The organism is Pseudomonas sp. lyk4-R2A-8 (genome assembly GCF_030209095.1).
In the GTDB taxonomy this organism is placed as follows: domain Bacteria; phylum Pseudomonadota; class Gammaproteobacteria; order Pseudomonadales; family Pseudomonadaceae; genus Aquipseudomonas; species Aquipseudomonas quebecensis.
This window is the reverse complement of record NZ_JARVSS010000004.1, coordinates 46,106-64,301: the sequence shown is the minus strand read 5'-3', so window position 1 is coordinate 64,301 and position 18,196 is coordinate 46,106. Positions and strand designations below refer to the sequence as shown.

Annotated in this window: 11 protein-coding genes; 5 read left to right on the top strand and 6 right to left on the bottom strand. The window is 64.2% G+C overall.

The features are described 5' to 3' along the window. Positions 1-110: 110 nt before the first annotated feature. The gene (gene csrA, locus QRN10_RS04650) at positions 111-314 is read left to right on the top strand and encodes a carbon storage regulator CsrA (protein ID WP_181075682.1); all 204 of its coding nucleotides are present in this window, start codon (positions 111-113) and stop codon (positions 312-314) included. 9 nt (positions 315-323) lie between these two features. Here the strand turns inward: csrA and QRN10_RS04645 are convergent, their stop codons facing one another. The 4 genes from QRN10_RS04645 to QRN10_RS04630 form a co-directional block, all read right to left on the bottom strand. After that, entirely contained in the window at positions 324-551 is a 228-nt protein-coding gene (locus QRN10_RS04645) for a YheU family protein (RefSeq protein WP_003192759.1), read from the bottom strand. A 59-nt stretch (positions 552-610) separates the two neighbouring features. After that, the gene (locus QRN10_RS04640) at positions 611-1,795 is read right to left on the bottom strand and encodes an osmoprotectant NAGGN system M42 family peptidase (RefSeq protein ID WP_181075680.1); all 1,185 of its coding nucleotides are present in this window, start codon (positions 1,793-1,795) and stop codon (positions 611-613) included. A gap of 113 nt (positions 1,796-1,908) precedes the next feature. Then, the gene (ngg, locus tag QRN10_RS04635) at positions 1,909-3,642 is read right to left on the bottom strand and encodes an N-acetylglutaminylglutamine synthetase (protein WP_181075678.1); all 1,734 of its coding nucleotides are present in this window, start codon (positions 3,640-3,642) and stop codon (positions 1,909-1,911) included. A 3-nt stretch (positions 3,643-3,645) separates the two neighbouring features. Next, the gene (locus QRN10_RS04630; protein WP_285427929.1) at positions 3,646-5,418 is read right to left on the bottom strand and encodes an N-acetylglutaminylglutamine amidotransferase; all 1,773 of its coding nucleotides are present in this window, start codon (positions 5,416-5,418) and stop codon (positions 3,646-3,648) included. Positions 5,419-5,715: 297 nt separating this feature from the next. Between QRN10_RS04630 and QRN10_RS04625 the strand changes: the two genes are divergently transcribed. After that, positions 5,716-10,533, top strand: coding sequence for an NEL-type E3 ubiquitin ligase domain-containing protein (locus QRN10_RS04625; RefSeq protein ID WP_285427928.1), 4,818 nt, complete (start codon positions 5,716-5,718; stop codon positions 10,531-10,533). A 53-nt stretch (positions 10,534-10,586) separates the two neighbouring features. On the opposite strand, the gene mnmC is transcribed toward QRN10_RS04625, so the two are convergent. Continuing rightward, on the bottom strand, positions 10,587-12,569 hold the full coding sequence (mnmC, locus tag QRN10_RS04620; RefSeq protein ID WP_285427927.1) for a bifunctional tRNA (5-methylaminomethyl-2-thiouridine)(34)-methyltransferase MnmC2/FAD-dependent 5-carboxymethylaminomethyl-2-thiouridine(34) oxidoreductase MnmC1: 1,983 nt from the start codon (positions 12,567-12,569) through the stop codon (positions 10,587-10,589). 156 nt (positions 12,570-12,725) lie between these two features. Between mnmC and pap the strand changes: the two genes are divergently transcribed. The 3 genes from pap (at position 12,726) to QRN10_RS04605 (ending at position 16,735) form a co-directional block, all read left to right on the top strand. Then, on the top strand, positions 12,726-14,240 hold the full coding sequence (pap, locus tag QRN10_RS04615; RefSeq protein ID WP_181075670.1) for a polyphosphate:AMP phosphotransferase: 1,515 nt from the start codon (positions 12,726-12,728) through the stop codon (positions 14,238-14,240). A 239-nt stretch (positions 14,241-14,479) separates the two neighbouring features. Then, positions 14,480-15,664, top strand: a complete 1,185-nt coding sequence (locus QRN10_RS04610; protein ID WP_285427926.1) for a thiolase family protein — start codon at positions 14,480-14,482, stop codon at positions 15,662-15,664. Positions 15,665-15,778: 114 nt separating this feature from the next. Further along, entirely contained in the window at positions 15,779-16,735 is a 957-nt protein-coding gene (locus QRN10_RS04605; protein ID WP_181075667.1) for a DMT family transporter, read from the top strand. On the opposite strand, the gene QRN10_RS04600 is transcribed toward QRN10_RS04605, so the two are convergent. Next, on the bottom strand, positions 16,732-18,120 hold the full coding sequence (locus QRN10_RS04600) for a class II fumarate hydratase (RefSeq protein WP_181075665.1): 1,389 nt from the start codon (positions 18,118-18,120) through the stop codon (positions 16,732-16,734). The genes QRN10_RS04605 and QRN10_RS04600 overlap by 4 nt on opposite strands. Between the last annotated feature and the right edge of the window lie 76 nt (positions 18,121-18,196).

The following is an 18,196-nucleotide window of genomic DNA, read 5'->3' as shown; positions in this document are numbered from 1 at the left end:
AGTTAAATTACCGGTCGATGTAGGGCCTGCCTGTTTTAGGGGCAGGGCATTGATGCTTTTACATCCGGCGCGCATGGTCGGGGTCCTGTCACTCTAAAAGGACAACCGCCATGCTGGTCTTAAGCCGCGCCGTAGGCGAAAGCATTTCCATCGGCGATGACATCGCCTTGCACATCGTCGAATTGAACGGGAACCACGTGAAGTTCGGCATCCAGGCCCCGGCCGGGGTGAATGTTCATCGCGCCGAGGTGTACCAGAAAATCCTCAAGCGCCAGGGACCCGCCACTCATCCGGTGGTGGTGCCCAACCCCTGAAAGATCCGCTCAGTCGAACAGATGCTTGGGCACGTCGTGCTTGAGCATCAGTTGGCACTGCTCGCTTTCAGGGTCGAAAACAATCAGGGCCTGGCCCTTGGTCAGCGCCTGGCGCACGCGCAGCACGCGGGTTTCCAGCGGCGTGTCGTCGCCGTTGTCGGTGCCGTCGCGGGTGACGAAGTCTTCGATGAGGCGGGTCAGGGTGTCGACTTCAAGTGCATCGTAGGGAATCAGCATACAAGCCTCGGGTGTTGGATCCCGGCGATCCTACTGCGCCGGGACTCCAGTTGCCAGCGTCAGGACTTTTGACCGATCAGGCTGTCCACCGATGGCACTCGCGTGTCGCTCTCCATCTGCGTTTCGTGCTCGATCTGATGACTGAAGCGGTCCAGTGAGCCTTGGGCCGGTTGCGCGTCGCTGGCGAACACCGGCGGGCTGAGAATATACGCGCCCAGCAAGCGGCTCAGCGCGGCCAGGCTGTCGATGTGCGTGCGTTCATAGCCGTGGGTTGCATCGCAGCCGAATGCCAGCAGGGCGGTGCGGATATCGTGGCCGGCGGTCACCGCCGAATGGGCGTCGCTGAAGTAGTAGCGGAACAGATCACGGCGCACCGGCAGTTCGTTATCCGCCGCCAGGCGCAGCAGGTGCCGGGACAGGTGATAGTCGTACGGCCCGCCGGAATCCTGCATTGCCACACTCACCGCATGCTCGCTGGAATGCTGGCCGGGCGCGACCGGGGCGATGTCGATACCGACAAATTCACTCACATCCCAAGGCAGCGCCGCCGCCGCACCACTGCCGGTTTCTTCGGTGATGGTAAACAGCGGATGACAGTCGATCAGCAACGGTTCGCCACTGTCGACAATTGCCTTGAGCGCCGCGAGCAGGGCGGCGACGCCGGCTTTGTCGTCCAGGTGGCGGGCACTGATATGCCCGCTTTCGGTGAACTCGGGCAACGGGTCGAACGCCACGTAGTCGCCCACGCTGATCCCCAGGGAATCACAGTCGGCGCGGGTCGCGCAGTAGGCGTCCAGGCGTAGCTCGACATGGTCCCAGCTCACCGGCATTTCATCCACGGCGGTGTTGAACGCATGCCCGGAGGCCATCAGTGGCAACACGCTGCCACGGATCACACCGTTGTCGGTGAACAGGCTGACCCGGCTGCCTTCGGCAAAGCGGCTCGACCAGCAACCGACCGGCGCCAGCGTCAGGCGGCCGTTGTCCTTGATCGCGCGCACGGCGGCGCCGATGGTGTCCAAGTGCGCCGACACCGCGCGGTCCGGGCTGTTTTTCTGACCCTTGAGCGTGGCGCGAATAGTGCCGCGCCGGGTCATTTCAAACGGAATGCCCAGTTCTTCCAGGCGCTCGGCCACATAGCGCACGATGGTGTCGGTGAAGCCGGTAGGGCTGGGAATGGCGAGCATTTCCAGCAGGACTTTTTGCAGGTAGTTGAGATCCGGTTCTGGGATGGTTCGGGTCATAAAGGTTTCCTTTAGTTGCAAGCGTTGAGCTGCAAGCTTCAAGTTAAAAGCGGTATCTGAGGCTTGCCGGCAATGCTCTACTCTTGAAGCTTGCAGCTTGTAACTCGAGGCTTCTAACTGTGTGGAAATAGAAGGTCCACAAATCGCTCGGCCGTCGGCTGCGGCTCGTGGTTGGCCAGGCCGGCCCGTTCGTTGGCTTCGATAAACACGTACTCGGGTTGATCGGCGGCGGGCACCATCAGGTCCAGGCCCACCATGGGGATGTCCAGGGCACGGGCGGCGCGCACGGCGGCGTCCACCAGCGTGGGGTGCAGGATTGCCGTGACGTCCTCCAGGCAACCGCCGGTGTGCAGGTTGGCGGTACGCCGCACCGCCAGGGTTTTGCCGCGTGGCAGGATGCTGCTGTAGTCATAACCGGCGGCGGCGAGGGTGCGTTCGGTCTCGGCGTCGAGTGGGATCTTGCTCTCGCCGTCGGTGGCGGCCTGGCGACGTCGGCTTTGGGCTTCGATCAGCGCACGGATGGAATGCTGACCATCGCCGGTGACTTCGGCGGGACGCCGGATCGCGGCGGCGACCACGTCGAAACCGATCACCAGGATGCGCAGGTCCAGGCCCTCGTGGAAGCTCTCCAACAGCACGCGGCTGTCGAACTGGCGCGCCGCTTCGATGGCCTGCTGGACCTCTTCAATGGTGCGCAGATCCACCGCCACCCCCTGGCCCTGTTCGCCATCGAGCGGCTTGACCACGATGCGCTGGTGTCGATCGAGAAACTCCAGGTTGTCGTCGGGGCTGCCCGCCAACTGCTGCGACGGCACGTTCAACCCGGCCGCCTCGAAGGCCTTGTGGGTCAGGCTCTTGTCCTGGCACAGGGTCATGCTGATGGCGCTGGTCAAGTCGCTCAACGATTCGCGGCAGCGCACCCGGCGCCCGCCGTGACTGAGGGTGAACAGCCCGGCATCGGCGTCATCGACCTGCACATCGATGCCGCGCCGATGGGCTTCTTCGACGATGATCCGCGCATACGGGTTGAACCCCGCCTCGGGGCCGGGGCCAAGGAACAGCGGTTGGTTGATGCCGTTCTTGTGCTTGATCGCAAAGGTCGTCAGCGCGCGAAAACCCAGCTTGGCATAGAGGTTCTTGGCCTGGCGGTTATCGTGCAGCACCGACAGGTCGAGGTAGCTCAGGCCACGGCTCATAAAGTGTTCGACCAAATGGCGCACCAGCACTTCGCCCACACCGGGGCGGGTGCACTGCGGGTCGACCGCCAGGCACCATAGGCTGCAGCCGTTTTCCGGGTCGTGAAAGGCTTTTTGATGGTTCAGGCCCATGACGCTGCCGATTACCGCGCCGCTGTCTTCATCCTCGGCCAGCCAGTACACCGGGCCGCCCTGATGACGTGGAGTGAGGCGCTCGGCGTCCACCGGCAACATGCCCCGGCCTTGATACAGCAGGTTAACCGCGTGCCAATCCGCCTCGCTTTGCACACGGCGAATGCGGAACCCGCGAAATACTCGCGTGGCCGGGCGATAGTCGCTGAACCACAAACGCAGGGTGTCGGACGGGTCGAGGAACAATTGCTGCGGGTCGATCCCCAGAATCTGCTGGGGCGCGGCCACGTACAGTGCGATATCGCGCTCCCCCGGCTGCTCTTTGAGCAACTCTTTAGCCAGGCTGGTCGGGTCGGGAAAGGTGTGACCGATCAACAGGCGACCCCAGCCGCAATGCACCGCAATCGGCTCGGCGGCCAGGGGGCTGCCATCCTCGGCCAGGCGGGCCTGCAGGCGCTCATAGGTCGGCGCCTGGCCCTTCAACAAACGTTGGCTGTAAGCCGCGGCGTGAGGTTTCATCAATCAGATTCCTTGTTCGCTGAGCCACAGGTTCAGCGCTGCCAGTTGCCACAGCTTGGAGCCGCGCAGCGGGGTCAGCTGGCCTTGGGGGTCGGTCAGCAGACGATCGAGCATCGCTGGGTTGAACAGGCCGCGATCCTGGCTCGGGTCCAGCAGCAATTCACGCACCCAGTTAAGGGTATCGCCCTGCAAATGCTTGAGACCCGGCACCGGGAAGTAGCCTTTCTTGCGGTCGATGACCTCGCTGGGGATCACTCGGCGTGCGGCCTCTTTAAGCACCTGCTTGCCGCCATCGGGCAGTTTGAACTTACCTGGCACACGGGCCGAGAGTTCCACCAGGCGATAGTCGAGGAAGGGCGTGCGCGCTTCCAGGCCCCAGGCCATGGTCATGTTGTCGACGCGTTTGACCGGGTCGTCCACCAGCATCACCGTGCTGTCCAGGCGCAGAGCCTTGTCCACGGCGGCATCGGCGCCCGGCATTGCAAAATGCTCGCGTACGAAGTCACCGGCGGCGTCGTTGGCGGTCAACCACTTGGGCGCGACGGTGGCCGCGTAGTCGTCGTAGCTGCGGTCGAAAAACGCCTCGCGATAGGCCGCGTACGGGTCGCTCGCGCCGTCCACTTGCGGGTACCAGTGGTAACCGGCGAACAATTCGTCGGCGCCCTGGCCGCTCTGTACCACCTTGCAATGCTTGGCCACTTCCCGCGACAGCAGGTAGAAGGCGATGCAGTCGTGGCTGACCATCGGCTCGCTCATGGCCCGGAAGGCCGCCGGCAGTTGCTCGATGATTTCGCTCTCGGCAATGCGCAACTGGTGATGGCGCGTGCCGTAGTGCCTGGCGATCAAATCCGAATACTGGAACTCGTCACCACGCTCGCCGCCGGCATCTTCAAAACCGATGGAGAAGGTCGACAGGTCCTGCACGCCGACTTCCCGCAACAGGCCCACGAGCATGCTCGAATCGACACCGCCGGAGAGCAACACGCCCACGTCCACGGCGGCGCGTTGGCGGATCGCCACGGCTTCGCGCGTGCTGTCGAGCACGCGGTCGGTCCAGTCTTGCAGGGTCAGGTTCTTTTCATCGTCATGGGGGCCGTAGGGCAGGGTCCACCAGGTTTTCTGCTCGGTCTTGCCGTCGGCGTCGATGAGCATCCAGCTGGCCGGCGGCAGCTTTTCGATGCCCGCCAGCAACGTGCGCGGCGCCGGCACCACGGCGTGGAAGTTCAGGTAATGGTTGAGCGCCACCGGATCGAGGATCGGGTTGATATCGCCGCCCTTGAGCAGCGCCGGGAGCGCCGAGGCAAAGCGCAGGCGCTGACCGGTGCGCGACAGGTACAACGGCTTCACGCCGAGGCGGTCGCGGGCGATAAACAGCCGCTGCGCATCGCGCTCCCAGATGGCGAAGGCAAACATGCCATTGAGCTTGGGCAGCAGCGCTTCGCCCCAGGCGTGATAACCCTTGAGCAGCACTTCGGTGTCGCCGCCGGAATAGAACGCGTAGCCGAGGGCTTCAAGCTCCTGGCGCAGTTCCGGGAAGTTGTAGATCGCACCGTTGAACGCCAGGGACAGCCCCAATTGGGCGTCTACCATCGGTTGGGCGGAGCCATCCGACAGGTCCATGATTTTCAGACGGCGATGGCCCAGGGCAATCGGCCCTTGGGCATGGAAGCCCCACGCGTCAGGGCCGCGTGGCGCCAAATGATGGGTGATGCGCTCAACCGCAGCCAGGTCGGCAGGTTGGGCATCGAAACGTAACTCACCAGCTAATCCGCACATAAATTCCTTACCGGTTTTTCCGTTGGGGAGGGATGAAGTACCGCGCGCCAAAACGGCGGGTACCCAGAAACTGACCCGAGCAGATTGTGGGAGTTTTAGAACAATACGTTATAAGGCAATCCGCCTTGACGCCTCACCGGCGCGCGCGGCCTGCCCGGAATGTGCGGTGCACAGGTCAAGCTTTTATCCAAAGTTCGGCGGTTCAGGCGCCTCGATCCACCCAGTATTCGAACCCTTTATCCGGCGTTGTGCACGTATCGTCCGCAGGCATCATTCAACGCAATAAGGACGATTGCCATGGACTCACCCCTTGACGGTGCCACCAAGCCCGACCCCACCGTACCCGACAGCATGATGGCAACGCTGCTGGAGCTGACCGGCGACCTGGACAAGGCCCAGATACTGCAAGGCACCTTGCCGACCTGGCTGACCGGCGCCAGCTCGCAGGTGCGCCAGGCGCTGCTCAACAGCTACGAGGCCGGTCAGCCCGCGCGCGACACGGCAGCGCGCCTGCTTGAACGGGTCATACCGCTGCGGCAATTCTGCCGCGACCGATTGCAGGCACTGTTGGTCGCCAAGGGGCTGGCCGACCTGAATGTCGAACGGGACCTGCTGCAGGTACCCAGGGTGTATTTCCTGACGGGCGGCCTGCTGGATGGCCCCCATGTTGAAATGGAGCCTGCGCAAAACGACACCTTGCTGCACGCCGCCATGCAAACCGTGGCGTCAGTCAGCCTGCCGCCAGGGTCGGTGATTCGACGCGCTTCGGATCAGTCCGTGGTCAAGGCGCTCAGCGCCCAGGCCTTTGTAGACGCTTGCCGCGAATTGGATGTCGGCGGCGCTTACCAGCAGCACCTGCGCGAGGTGTTCAACCTGCCGGCACCTGACGAACCGGTGAACGCTGAACTGGATTACAACCCGACAATCGCTGCCATCGGCCCGGCCATGTGCATGAACATGCTGGTCGACCTGCATATCGCTTTCGCCAAAGGCGATGTCGGCCAGGCGGCGTACGCGGCTTTGCAAACACTGATCGATGCCGATCGGCCCGCCAACCGCCTCACCCACGTGCGGTTCAATGGGCAGCCGCTGCGCTGGCAGGGCATCGCGGCTCATCATGCCAACCTGTGGGGTGTGCTGGTGTTCAGTCAGGCGGGCGCCGAGGATTTTTCCACCGGCCCCGTGCTGGTGTACATGCCCGGCGATCCTCTGAGGCCATGGTTCGAATACCCGTCGCTGGAGGACTTCACCACCTACCTGTCGCTCAAGCTGCAGGTGCCCGAGTACCGGCGCTTTTTCACCCGCTACCTCGACGAGTCGCAGCGGTTCGACTTTTTCCAGCACATCGACCAGGACAAAACCCTCGGTCGGGTTGAACCGATGCCCGTCACCGCCAACCTGTCGTGGTTCTTTTTTACGGCGCTGGTGTGCAAGCTCCAGCGCGATGCCGAAGTGCTGGCGGTGCCCGTGCCCAGCGCGGACCAGGAGCAACAGCGGCAGCGCCTGCAGGACTACCTCAATGCGGGGCTGACCGTGTTGGGCCTGGCCGGACTGGTGGTGCCGGTACTCGGGCAACTGATGACCGGCGTGGCCATCGGGCAACTGCTCGGTGAAGTCTTCGAAGGCATTGATGACTGGACCCACGGCGAGAAAACCGAGGCGTTCGGGCACTTGGTCAACGTAGCGGAGAACCTCGCCGGCATGGCACTGTTCGCCGCCGGGGTCAAGGCTGTCAGCAAGGTCGTCCAGACGACCCGCATCGGCGCGACGCGCTTCTTCGACAAAATGGAAGCCATCGAACAACAGGGTGTCGGACCGCGGCTGTGGCGACGACGGCCAGGGACCTATCGGCAGTCCCTGGACGTCGACGCGCAGACAAGTGCCAACACGCGCGGTATTTATCAGGTCAACGGCCAGTCCTACGTCAAGATCGACGGCGCGCTTTATTCCATCGCCTACGATGCGCCCTCCGGCCATTGGCGGGTCCGCCACCCCCTGCGTGACAGCGCGTATCGTCCGCCCTTGAGCCACAACTTCCAGGGCGGCTGGCGGTTCGCTTTCGAGCGCCCGGACGACTGGGACGACGCTTACCGCCTGTTGATCCGGCTCGACCCCAGCCTGGCGACCTTGCCGCCGGAGCACGTGCGGAGCGTGGCGAGCATCACCGGCCTGGACGTGCCGCGCCTGCGCTTGCATTTCCGGCAGAATCTTGCGCTGCCCAAGCGTTTTCGCGACGGCATCGTGCGCGTGCAGCAGAACCAGAAGGTGCGTGACCTGATCTGGCAGTTGGAGCATCAGCCGCGTCCGGATGCCGACACGGCCCCTACGCAATTGCTGGCGTTGCCGCTGATGTCGGGGTGGCCAAAGGGGCGTTTTTTCGAGGTATTGGACAGTGAAGGCTACTTGATCGAGCGCTACCCCGACACAGCGCCTTTTGATTATGAGGACCTGAGCATTCACATCACCGAGCAGCAATTGCACGAGGGCGAGGTGATGTCCACTTTGCTGGACGCATTGGAGCCCGAGGAGGTCCAGACTTTGCTTGGTGCCGAAGTAGCGCCTCAAGCGCGCCAGGCCACGTTGGCGCGGCAGTTGCTCGCCTCCCTCGCGCGCACCCACCGCCCGCTCTACGAGCAGTTGTACGAACAAACCGAAGCGCAGGTGGACACCGACTACGGCGTGCTCAAATCCCATTACCCCGCATTGCCGAACCGGGTCGCCTGGGAGTTGCTGTCAGACAGCCCCACCACACAGCGCTGGCGCCTGCGCGACAGCCGGCGCGTGCCCTTGGGGCTGGCGCAGCGTACCCGTGCGGCACTGCAGGATCTGGAGCAAGACCAGGCGCTGTTCGGCCTGTTGCTGCCGGAACTGGCCAATGAAAATACCCAGCGTCTGGCCGTCGGCCTGCTGAGGCGGGTACCCGGCTGGCCGGGCGAGTTATCCGTGCAACTGCGCGAGGGTTCTTTCAGTGGGCGTGTGCTGGGTGAGTCCAGTGCCGAGGCGGCCACTGTGCGGCGTGTCGTGGTCAAGTCCGAACAGGGCTTTCAGGCGTTTGACGAGCAGGGCCGCGCCGCGGGTGAAATCGCCTCGGGCCACGAGGGCATTTATCAAGCGCTTCTCGACACCCTCTCGCCGGATCAGCGCCGTGACCTGAGCGTGACCGGCAGGGCAAACAGTGGCTATCTGCGCTATGCGCTGATGACGGAGGCCGAAACCCGGCGCCCGCGGCTGTCGCGCTACCTGTATCCGGAGCGTGCCGTGCCCGAGCCGCCGGCGCTGTGCACAGTGGCTGCCCAGATCAACCCGGCGCAGCACCCGCGCGCACTGGTGGCCAAGGTCAGGCATCTGTACCCGATGTTCAGCGATGCGCAGATCGCGGCGTTTCTTGATGAGCAGGGCGCCGACCCTTTATCCCGTGCCAGAGCGGTGCAGGCGCTTGAACAAGAGTTCGACGCCCTGCACCGCGCGCTGAAGGCCTGGCGGCGGGACAAGACCTCATTGGCCGGCTTGCCCAGGCCCATCGATGACTACCGCATGAGCCGTCATTACACGATGCGCAGGATCGAAGACGCCTGGAAGCAGATGACCCGGCAGCCGGATGCCGAAGGGGTGAGGGTGCTGGCGCTGAACCTCGATGGCATGGAAGTGGGGCCGCTGCCGACGTTGCCGGCCGAGGTCAGCTTTGCAGCTATTCGCAAGTTGTCGCTTAACCACATGGGGCTTAATGACGATGTGGCGTATTTCCTCAAGCACTTCCCGGGCGTGCAAACGCTGGAGCTGCAAGGCAACCGCATAAGCCGGCTGCCCGAAGCGCTGTCGCGGATGCCCCAGCTCAAGCGCCTGTATCTGGATAACAACCGGCTGCAACTGACCCAATACACCCGCACCAAATTGGCGGGCTTCAGCGATCTTGAGGTGTTGGGACTCAATGACAACCCCTTGGTAGACCCGCCGCCCATCAGCCGCCTGTTCAGCCTGCGCGCTTTGTTCATGCGCAACTGCCGACTCAAGGAACTGCCCGGCGGGTTGGCCAGGCTGCCTTACCTGGAGTACCTGGACCTGCGCGAGAACGACATCTCCAGCCTGCCGCCGTGGGTGTTCGAGTTGCCCAGCCGCGTGGCCAGAACCCTCAACCTGCGCCAAAACCCCCTGGACACGCCCAGCCACCGGTTGCTTGGCGATTACCGCAAGCGTACGGGCATCGGCATGGGCATTCTGGAAGACAACATCGCACGCATGAACGAACAAAAGGCCCGCGATTTATGGCTGCAGGACAGCGGCGCGGACTTCCCGGCCCGCGAGGCGACCTGGGCGGCACTCAAGAACGAGCCTCGCTCCGACGGCCTGTTCAAGTTGCTCACCGAGGTGGGGGGCACGGCCGATGCCACCCAAGTGTGTGAAGACATGCGCCGGCGGGTCTGGCGGGTACTGGAGGCCGCCGCCGCCAACGAAAACCTGCGCGACGAAATCTTCGATCGCGCGGCCACCCCGATCAATTGTGATGACGCCGCCGCTGTGAACTTCGCCAGCCTTGAGGTGCTCGTCGAAGTGCATATCGCGGCCGAAAGCGTTGAAGGTGGGGTGCTCACGGCCAAGCCGCTTTTGCGTCTGGGCCAGGGACTGTTTCGTCTTGAGCGGCTTGAGCAATATGCCAAGCGCCACAGTGACCAGAATCCGGCTGCCGATCCTCTGGAGGTGAGCCTCGCGTTCCGGACCGGCCTGGCCGACCGGTTTTATCTGCCGGGCCAGCCTCGGCATATGCGTTATGCCCGCCTGGGTGGGGTGACGCCGCAAGACATGACGAGCGCAGCCTTTGAACTCCGCTCGGCGGAGTTGTCCCCGGCGCTGGTCAATTATCTGGTCGAGTTACCGTTATGGGTCCGCTATCTGAAAAAAACCTACAGAGACCGGTTCGAACGCTTGTACGAGCCGTTCGACCAACGCATGAATGCCTTGTTTGAGCAGGTCGATACGCTGGAGTACGCGGACTACAGCCGGCAGGTGAACCTGCTGATGGTGGAGCAGGCGGCCGCGGAAAAAGCCGAACTCAATGGTCTGACCGAAGAGGCCCTGAAAAACGATGCGCAGGGCTTATGCGAGGCTCCTGTTCCGTGACCTTGATTGGCCACGGTAGAGCCTGCCCGCTCGCCCCATACCTGGCGCGAATCTCAAGATTGATTGCGCATCAACGCCCGCAAGGCGAAGCGATTGGGGTGGCACGCCTCGGCCACACTGCGTGGCACGGGCAGCGGCTCGTTGTCCAGCCAGGCCGCCAGCAGTTCGGCGCATAAGGGCGCCGTCACCAGGCCGCGTGAGCCGTGGCCGCTGTTCACATACACGCCGTCGATCCACGGGCAGGCGGCGTCGGGCACCTGGCGCGCATCCTTGCGCAGCGCCGCGTAGGCCTCGTCGAAGGCGCCGCGCTCGGCCAACGGCCCGACAATCGGCAGGTAGTCGGGGCTGGTGCAGCGAAACGCCGCGCGGCCTTGCAGGTGTTCGGGGGCCAGGCGGTCGGCGTCCAGGCGCTGCGCCAGGTCCTGGGAGATCTCGCGCAGCATGGCCAGGTTGCCGACGTGCTCGGCCACTGTCGGGGTCAGGTCGTCGTTCTTGAAATCGAAACTGGCGCCCAGGGTGTGCTCCCCCAGGCGCGCCGGGGCGACGTAGCCTTCGGCGCAGACCACCGTGGCCAGGGCCTGGCTGGCGACGGTCTGGGGCAGGCGGGTAATTTGCCCGCGAATGCGTTTGAGCGGCAGCTCGGCGCTGAAGGGGAAGCGCTTGATCTCGGCGGCACCGGCCAGCACCACCACGCTGGCGCTGGCCAGCACCGTGTCGCCGTCGCGGGCCTGCCACTGGCCTCGCGCCCGTTGCAGAAGCACCACTTCACGGTGCTGCAGCACCTCGATCAGCGGGTGACGCGCTTGCCATTCGCACAGGGCCGGCGGATGTACCCAGCCGCCTTCCGGGAAAAACAGCCCGCCATGATCCACCGCCACGCCGGCGCGAGCCTGGGCCTGGGCCGGGTCCAGGGGGTGCAACAACGTCGGCGCGAAGGCGGCGGCCAACTGAGCCTGGCGCTCGGCTTCCCTGGCATTGAACGCCAGTTGCAGCACGCCGCAGTCGTCCCAGTCGACACCGCGCTGCAGGTGTTCGAGCAGGCGCCGGGTGTGGCCGAAGCCGCTGAGGATCAGCTGCGACAACGCCGTGCCATGGGCCGACAGCTTGAGGTACAGCACCCCCTGCGGGTTGCCCGACGCTTCCTGCGCCAGGCCCGCGTGGCGTTCCAGCAAGGTCACGCGCCAGCCGCGGGCAGCGAGGCTGGCCGCCGTGGTGCAGCCGGCCAGGCCGCCGCCGATCACCAGGGCGCTGCGCTCAGCGTGGGCCGCAGGCGGGCGGGCGAACCACGGTTTATCCGGCGCCGGTGGCGGTGTGTCGGCCGGCCAACCGACAAACTCGCCGCGCAGGATCTCCCATTTATGCCCAATGCCCGGAGTGCGTTTCATCTTGAACCCGGCGGCGTTGATCAGTCGCCGCACCCAACCGGTGCTGGTGAACGTGCTGATGGTCGACCCAGGCGCCGCCAGCCGCGCCAGTTCGGCGAAGAGCTCGGCGGTCCACATGTCGGGGTTTTTGGCCGGGGCGAACCCGTCGAGAAACCAGGCGTCGACCTGGGCGTCCAGTTGCGACAATTGCTCCATGGCATCGCCGACCAGCAGCGTCAGCGTCACACGGCCGCGGTCCAGCAGCAGCCGTTGAAAGCCTGGATGGATCGCCTGGTACTGGCCCAGCAACTGCTCGGCCAGCGGTTGCAACTGCGGCCAGAGGTCGAGGGCGCGGTGCAGGTCGGCATGGGTAAGCGGGTATTTTTCCACGCTGATAAAGTGCAGGCGCGCCCCGGCGCAGGCGTGCTGCGCGAACAATTGCCAGGCGCAGAGGAAGTTCAAGCCGGTGCCGAAGCCGGTTTCGCCGATCACCAGGCGCTCGCCGGGCTTGAGGGCGGCGAAGCGCTCGCGCAGGCGATTCTGTTCCAGGAACACATAACGGGTTTCTTCCAGGCCCGATTGGTCGGAGAAATACACGTCGTCGAACACCCGCGAATGCGGGCGACCTTCTGCGTCCCAGTCGAGTTGGGCGTTGGGCGGTACGGGGTTCATGGGCGGCTCTGAAAAATGGCAGCAGGTAAAGGCGAGGCCGCCATTCTAGCCGATCAACTCGATCTGAATTGACCTATGGCAACGGTGCATTGAATTTCCTCCCGCGCGGCGTTGCCCAATCCGCTAGTCTTGCTCACTTCTGGAACGGAGCCGCCCATGTTCGAATCTGCCGAAATCGGTCACGCCATTGACAAAGCCACCTACGACGCCGAAGTGCCGGCCCTGCGCGAAGCCTTGCTGGAAGTGCAGTACGAGCTGCAGCAGCAAAAACGCTTTCCGGTGATCGTGCTGATCAACGGCATCGAAGGGGCCGGCAAGGGCGAGACCGTCAAGTTGCTCAACGAATGGATGGACCCGCGCCTGATCGAGGTGCGCACCTTCGACCAGCAGACCGACGAAGAACTGGCGCGCCCGCCGGCCTGGCGCTATTGGCGCCAGCTGCCCGCCAAGGGGCGCATGGGCGTGTTTTTCGGCAACTGGTACAGCCAGATGCTGCAAGGCCGCGTGCACGGCCAGATCAAGGATGCGCGGCTCGACCAGGCCATCGCCGGCGCCGAACGCCTGGAGAAAATGCTCTGCGACGAAGGCGCGCTGATCTTCAAGTTCTGGTTCCACCTTTCCAAGAAACAAATGAAGGCGCGGCTCAAGGCGCTGGCCGACGACCCGCTGCACAGTTGGCGCATCAGCCCGCTGGACTGGCAGCAGTCCAAGACCTACGACAAATTCGTGCACTTCGGCGAACGCGTGCTGCGTCGCACCAGTCGCGACTATGCGCCGTGGCATGTGATCGAAGGTGTCGACCCGCATTATCGTGGGCTGACCGTGGGCAAGATCCTCCTCGATGGCTTGCACAATGCCCTGAAACTGGCCAAGGCCAGGACCAGCGGCATGAACCCTGCGCCGCTGCTGGCGTCGGTGGACCGCAAGAGCCTGCTCGACAGCCTCGACATGAACCTGCGCCTGGACAAGGACGAGTACGAAGAACAACTGATCACCGAACAGGCGCGCCTCTCAGGCCTGATGCGCGACAAGCGTATGCGTCGGCACGCGCTGGTCACGGTGTTCGAAGGCAACGACGCGGCGGGCAAGGGCGGCGCGATCCGTCGCGTGGCGGCGGCGCTGGACCCGCGCCAGTACCACATCGTGCCGATTGCCGCGCCGAGCGAGGACGAGCGTGCCCAGCCATACCTGTGGCGCTTCTGGCAGAAGATCCCGGCGCGGGGCATGTTCACCGTATTCGACCGCTCGTGGTACGGCCGCGTGCTGGTTGAACGCATCGAAGGCTTCTGCACCCCGGCGGACTGGATGCGTGCCTACGGCGAGATCAATGACTTCGAAGAGCAACTGCGCGATGCGGGAGTGATTGTGGTCAAGTTCTGGCTGGCCATCGACAAGCAAACCCAGCTGGAACGCTTCCAGGCCCGCGAGTCGATCCCGTTCAAGCGCTTCAAGATCACCGAAGACGACTGGCGCAACCGCGACAAGTGGGACGACTACCGCACCGCCGTGGGCGACATGGTCGACCGCACCAGCACCGAGGTATCGTCATGGACGCTGGTGGAAGCCAACGACAAACGCTGGGCCCGGATCAAGGTCCTGCGCACCATCAACCGCGCGCTGGAAGAGGCGTTTGCGCAGTCCGATAAACACGGCAAGAAAACCAAAAAATAATCCCCTTGTATGAAAGGCGGGACTGTCGTGGCGAACAGGTTTTTTGTGGTGAGCAGGCTTGCCCAGCGCGGGCGGTGCGGCGATTCGACAAGCCCGCTCACCACAACTGCCCCCTCACCACAGCAAGCGCCTGCACCGAACCATGCTTTTGCATACGCCCGATGAATGATCATCGCGGTCGGGCAGGCACGGATCTATCCTCGATCCATCTCCCAACAATGACAAGATCGAGGTAGCCCATGCGTGAAGTAGTGATCGTCGACAGCGTGCGAACCGGCCTGGCCAAGTCCTTTCGCGGCAAGTTCAACCAGACCCGCCCCGATGACATGGCCGCCCATTGCGTCAATGCGCTGCTGACGCGCAACGGCATCGACCCGGCCAGCGTCGAGGACTGCATCGTCGGTGCCGGCTCCAACGAGGGCGCTCAGGGCTACAACATCGGGCGCAATGTGGCGGTGCTTTCGCAGTTGGGCACCGGCACGGCGGGCATGACCCTCAACCGCTTCTGCTCCTCGGGGTTGCAGGCGATCGCGATCGCCGCCAACCAGATCGCCTCCGGCTGCAGCGACATCATTGTCGCCGGCGGCGTGGAGTCGATCAGCCTGACCATGAAGAGCGTCAACATCGACAACCTGATCAACCCATTGCTCAAGGAGCAGGTGCCCGGCATTTATTTCCCCATGGGCCAGACCGCCGAGATCGTCGCGCGGCGCTACCACGTCAGCCGCCAGGCCCAGGACCTCTACGCCCTGCAAAGCCAGCAACGCACGGCCCAGGCCCAGGCGGACGGCTTGTTCGACGATGAAATCGTGGCCATGGCCGTCAAATACAAAGTCGAAGACAAAGCCACCGGCGCGGTGCAGATCCTCGATGGCGTGGTCGACCGCGACGACTGCAACCGCCCCGACACCACCCTGGACAGCCTGGCCGGGTTGAAGCCGGTGTTTGCCGAAGACGGTTCGGTCACGGCGGGCAACTCCTCGCAGCTCTCCGACGGCGCCTCGATGACCCTGGTGATGAGCCTGGACAAGGCCCTGGCGCTGGGGCTCAAGCCTAAGGCGTTTTTCCGCGGGTTCGCCGTCGCGGGCTGCGAGCCGGATGAAATGGGCATCGGCCCGGTGTTCTCGGTGCCCAAGTTGCTCAAGGCCAAGGGCCTGCAGGTGGCGGACATCGACCTGTGGGAACTCAATGAGGCGTTCGCTTCGCAGTGCCTGTATGCGCGCGATCGCCTGGAAATCGACAACGCCAGATACAACGTCAATGGCGGCTCGATTTCCATCGGCCACCCGTTCGGCATGACCGGCTCGCGGCAGGTGGGGCATCTGGTGCGTGAACTGCAACGGCGCAACCTGCGTTACGGCATCGTCACCATGTGCGTGGGCGGCGGCATGGGGGCCACCGGACTCTTCGAAGCCGTGCGCTGAGCCACAGGTGGGAGGGGCGCAACCGCTCCCACCGTTAAACGGCGCCGTATCCCAATTCGTGCACTTGCCCCTAGAATGGCCGCTCCTCCACCTCTGGTCTTTTTTGGGGCACTCATGCATATCTCTTCCGGCCGCTGGGTCTACGGTTTCTTCCTGACCCTGCTGACTGCGCTGCTGTGGGGCATTCTGCCGATCAAACTCAAGCAAGTGCTGCAGGTGATGGACCCGATCACTGTCACCTGGTTTCGCCTGACGGTGGCCGGCGGTTGCCTGTTCGTTTACCTGGCCGCTACCCGGCGCCTGCCCAGCCGCAAGGTGCTGGGTCCCAAGGGCGGTTGGCTGGTGGCCATGGCGGTGTGCGGGCTGGTGGGCAACTACGTGTTGTACCTGGTGGGCCTCAAGTTGCTCAGCCCCGGCACTGCGCAACTGGTGGTGCAGATGGGCCCGATCTTTCTGATGATCGCCAGCGTGTTCGTGTTCAAGGAGCGCTTCAGCCTGGGCCAGGTGATAGGGCTGGTGGTGCTGATCGTCGGGTTCGGGCTGTTCTTCAACCAGCGTTTGACGGAGCTGTTGACCTCCCTCGGCGCCTACACCGCCGGTGTACTCACGGTACTGCTCGCCACCTCTATCTGGGTGTTCTACGCCCTGGGCCAGAAGCAATTGCTCACGGTTTGGAATTCGTTGCAGGTGATGATGGTGATTTACCTCTGCTGCGCCGCGCTGCTGACGCCCTGGGCGCATCCGTTGGAGGCCCTGCAACTGAGCACGCTGCAGGGCTGGCTGCTGCTGGCCTGCTGCATGAATACCCTGGTGGCGTATGGCGCGTTCGCCGAAGCCCTGGCCCATTGGGAAGCCTCGCGGGTCAGCGCGACTTTGGCGCTCACGCCGTTGGTGACGTTTGTCGCCGTGGCGCTGGCGGCGTGGCTGTGGCCCGATTATGTGCAGGCCGAAGAGATCAACGCGCTCGGCTATTTCGGCGCGGTGGTGGTGGTGCTGGGCTCGGCGGCGGTCGCCCTGGCGCCGTCATTGTTCGCCGGGCTCAAGGCCCGGCGACTGCGCATGGCGTCTTAATGCCCCGCCTCCAGCATGTTCTCCGGCCGCACCCACTGATCGAACTCGGCGTCGGTGAGGTAGCCCAGGTCCAGCGCCGCTTGCCTTAGCGTCACGCCTTCGGCATAGGCCTTCTTGGCGATCTGCGCCGACTTGTCATAGCCGATATGCGGGTTGAGCGCGGTCACCAGCATCAGGCCGCGCTCCAGGTGCTCGGCCATTTGCCCGGCATCCGGTTCCAGCCCGGCGATGCAGTGTTCCTGGAAGTTGTTGCAGCCATCGGCGAGCAGGCGGATCGACTCCAGCAGGTTGTGGATGATCACCGGCTTGTACACGTTCAACTGCAAATGCCCTTGGCTGGCGGCCAGGCCGATGGTCACGTCGTTGCCCAGCACCTGGCAGGCCAGCATCGACAGCGCTTCGCACTGGGTGGGGTTGACCTTGCCCGGCATGATCGAGCTGCCCGGTTCGTTGGCCGGCAGTTTCACCTCGGCCAGCCCGGCGCGTGGGCCAGAGCCCAGCAGGCGCAGGTCGTTGGCGATTTTCATCAGCGCCACCGCCAGGGTCTTCAGCGCGCCGTGCAGCGTCACCAACGGCTCATGGCCGGACAGCGCGGCGAATTTATTCGGCGCGGTCACGAAGGGCAGGCCCGACAGTGCGGCCAGTTCGGACGCAATCGCCTCGCCGAAACCCTGAGGCGAATTGAGCCCGGTGCCCACCGCCGTACCGCCCTGGGCCAGCTCGCACACGGCGGGCAGGGCGCTGCGAATGGCGCGTTCGGCGTAGTCGAGCTGGGCGATGAAGGCCGAGAGTTCCTGGCCGAAGGTGATCGGCGTGGCGTCCATCATATGGGTGCGACCGGTTTTCACCAGCTTCATGTGCCGTGCTGCCAGTTCCGCCAAACCGCCGGACAGCGTGGCGATCGCCGGTAACAGACGTTGATGCACCGCCTGCACGGCCGCGATGCTCATGGCCGTGGGGAAACAGTCGTTGGAGCTCTGCGAGCGGTTCACGTGGTCGTTGGGGTGCACGGGGCTCTTGCCGCCGCGGGTCTTGCCCGACAGCTCGTTGGCGCGCCCGGCGATCACTTCGTTGGCGTTCATGTTGCTCTGGGTGCCGCTGCCGGTCTGCCAGACCACCAGGGGGAACTGATCGTCGTGCTGGCCGGCGAGTACTTCGTCGGCGGCCTGTTCGATCAGGCGGGCGACGTCGGCGGGCAGGTCGCCGTTACGGTCGTTGACCCTCGCCGCGGCTTTCTTGATCAGGGCCAGCGCATGCAGGACCGCCAGGGGCATGCGTTGCTCGCCAATCGCGAAATTGACCAGCGAGCGTTGGGTCTGCGCGCCCCAATACGCGTCCTCCGGCACCTCGACGTCGCCCAGGCTGTCGGTTTCGATACGGCTCATCGTGCATCCTCCTTAATCCAGTCGTGATCGGTCAGTTTAGGCCCTGGCCGCCGCGATGGGTTCCACAAACTTGCAT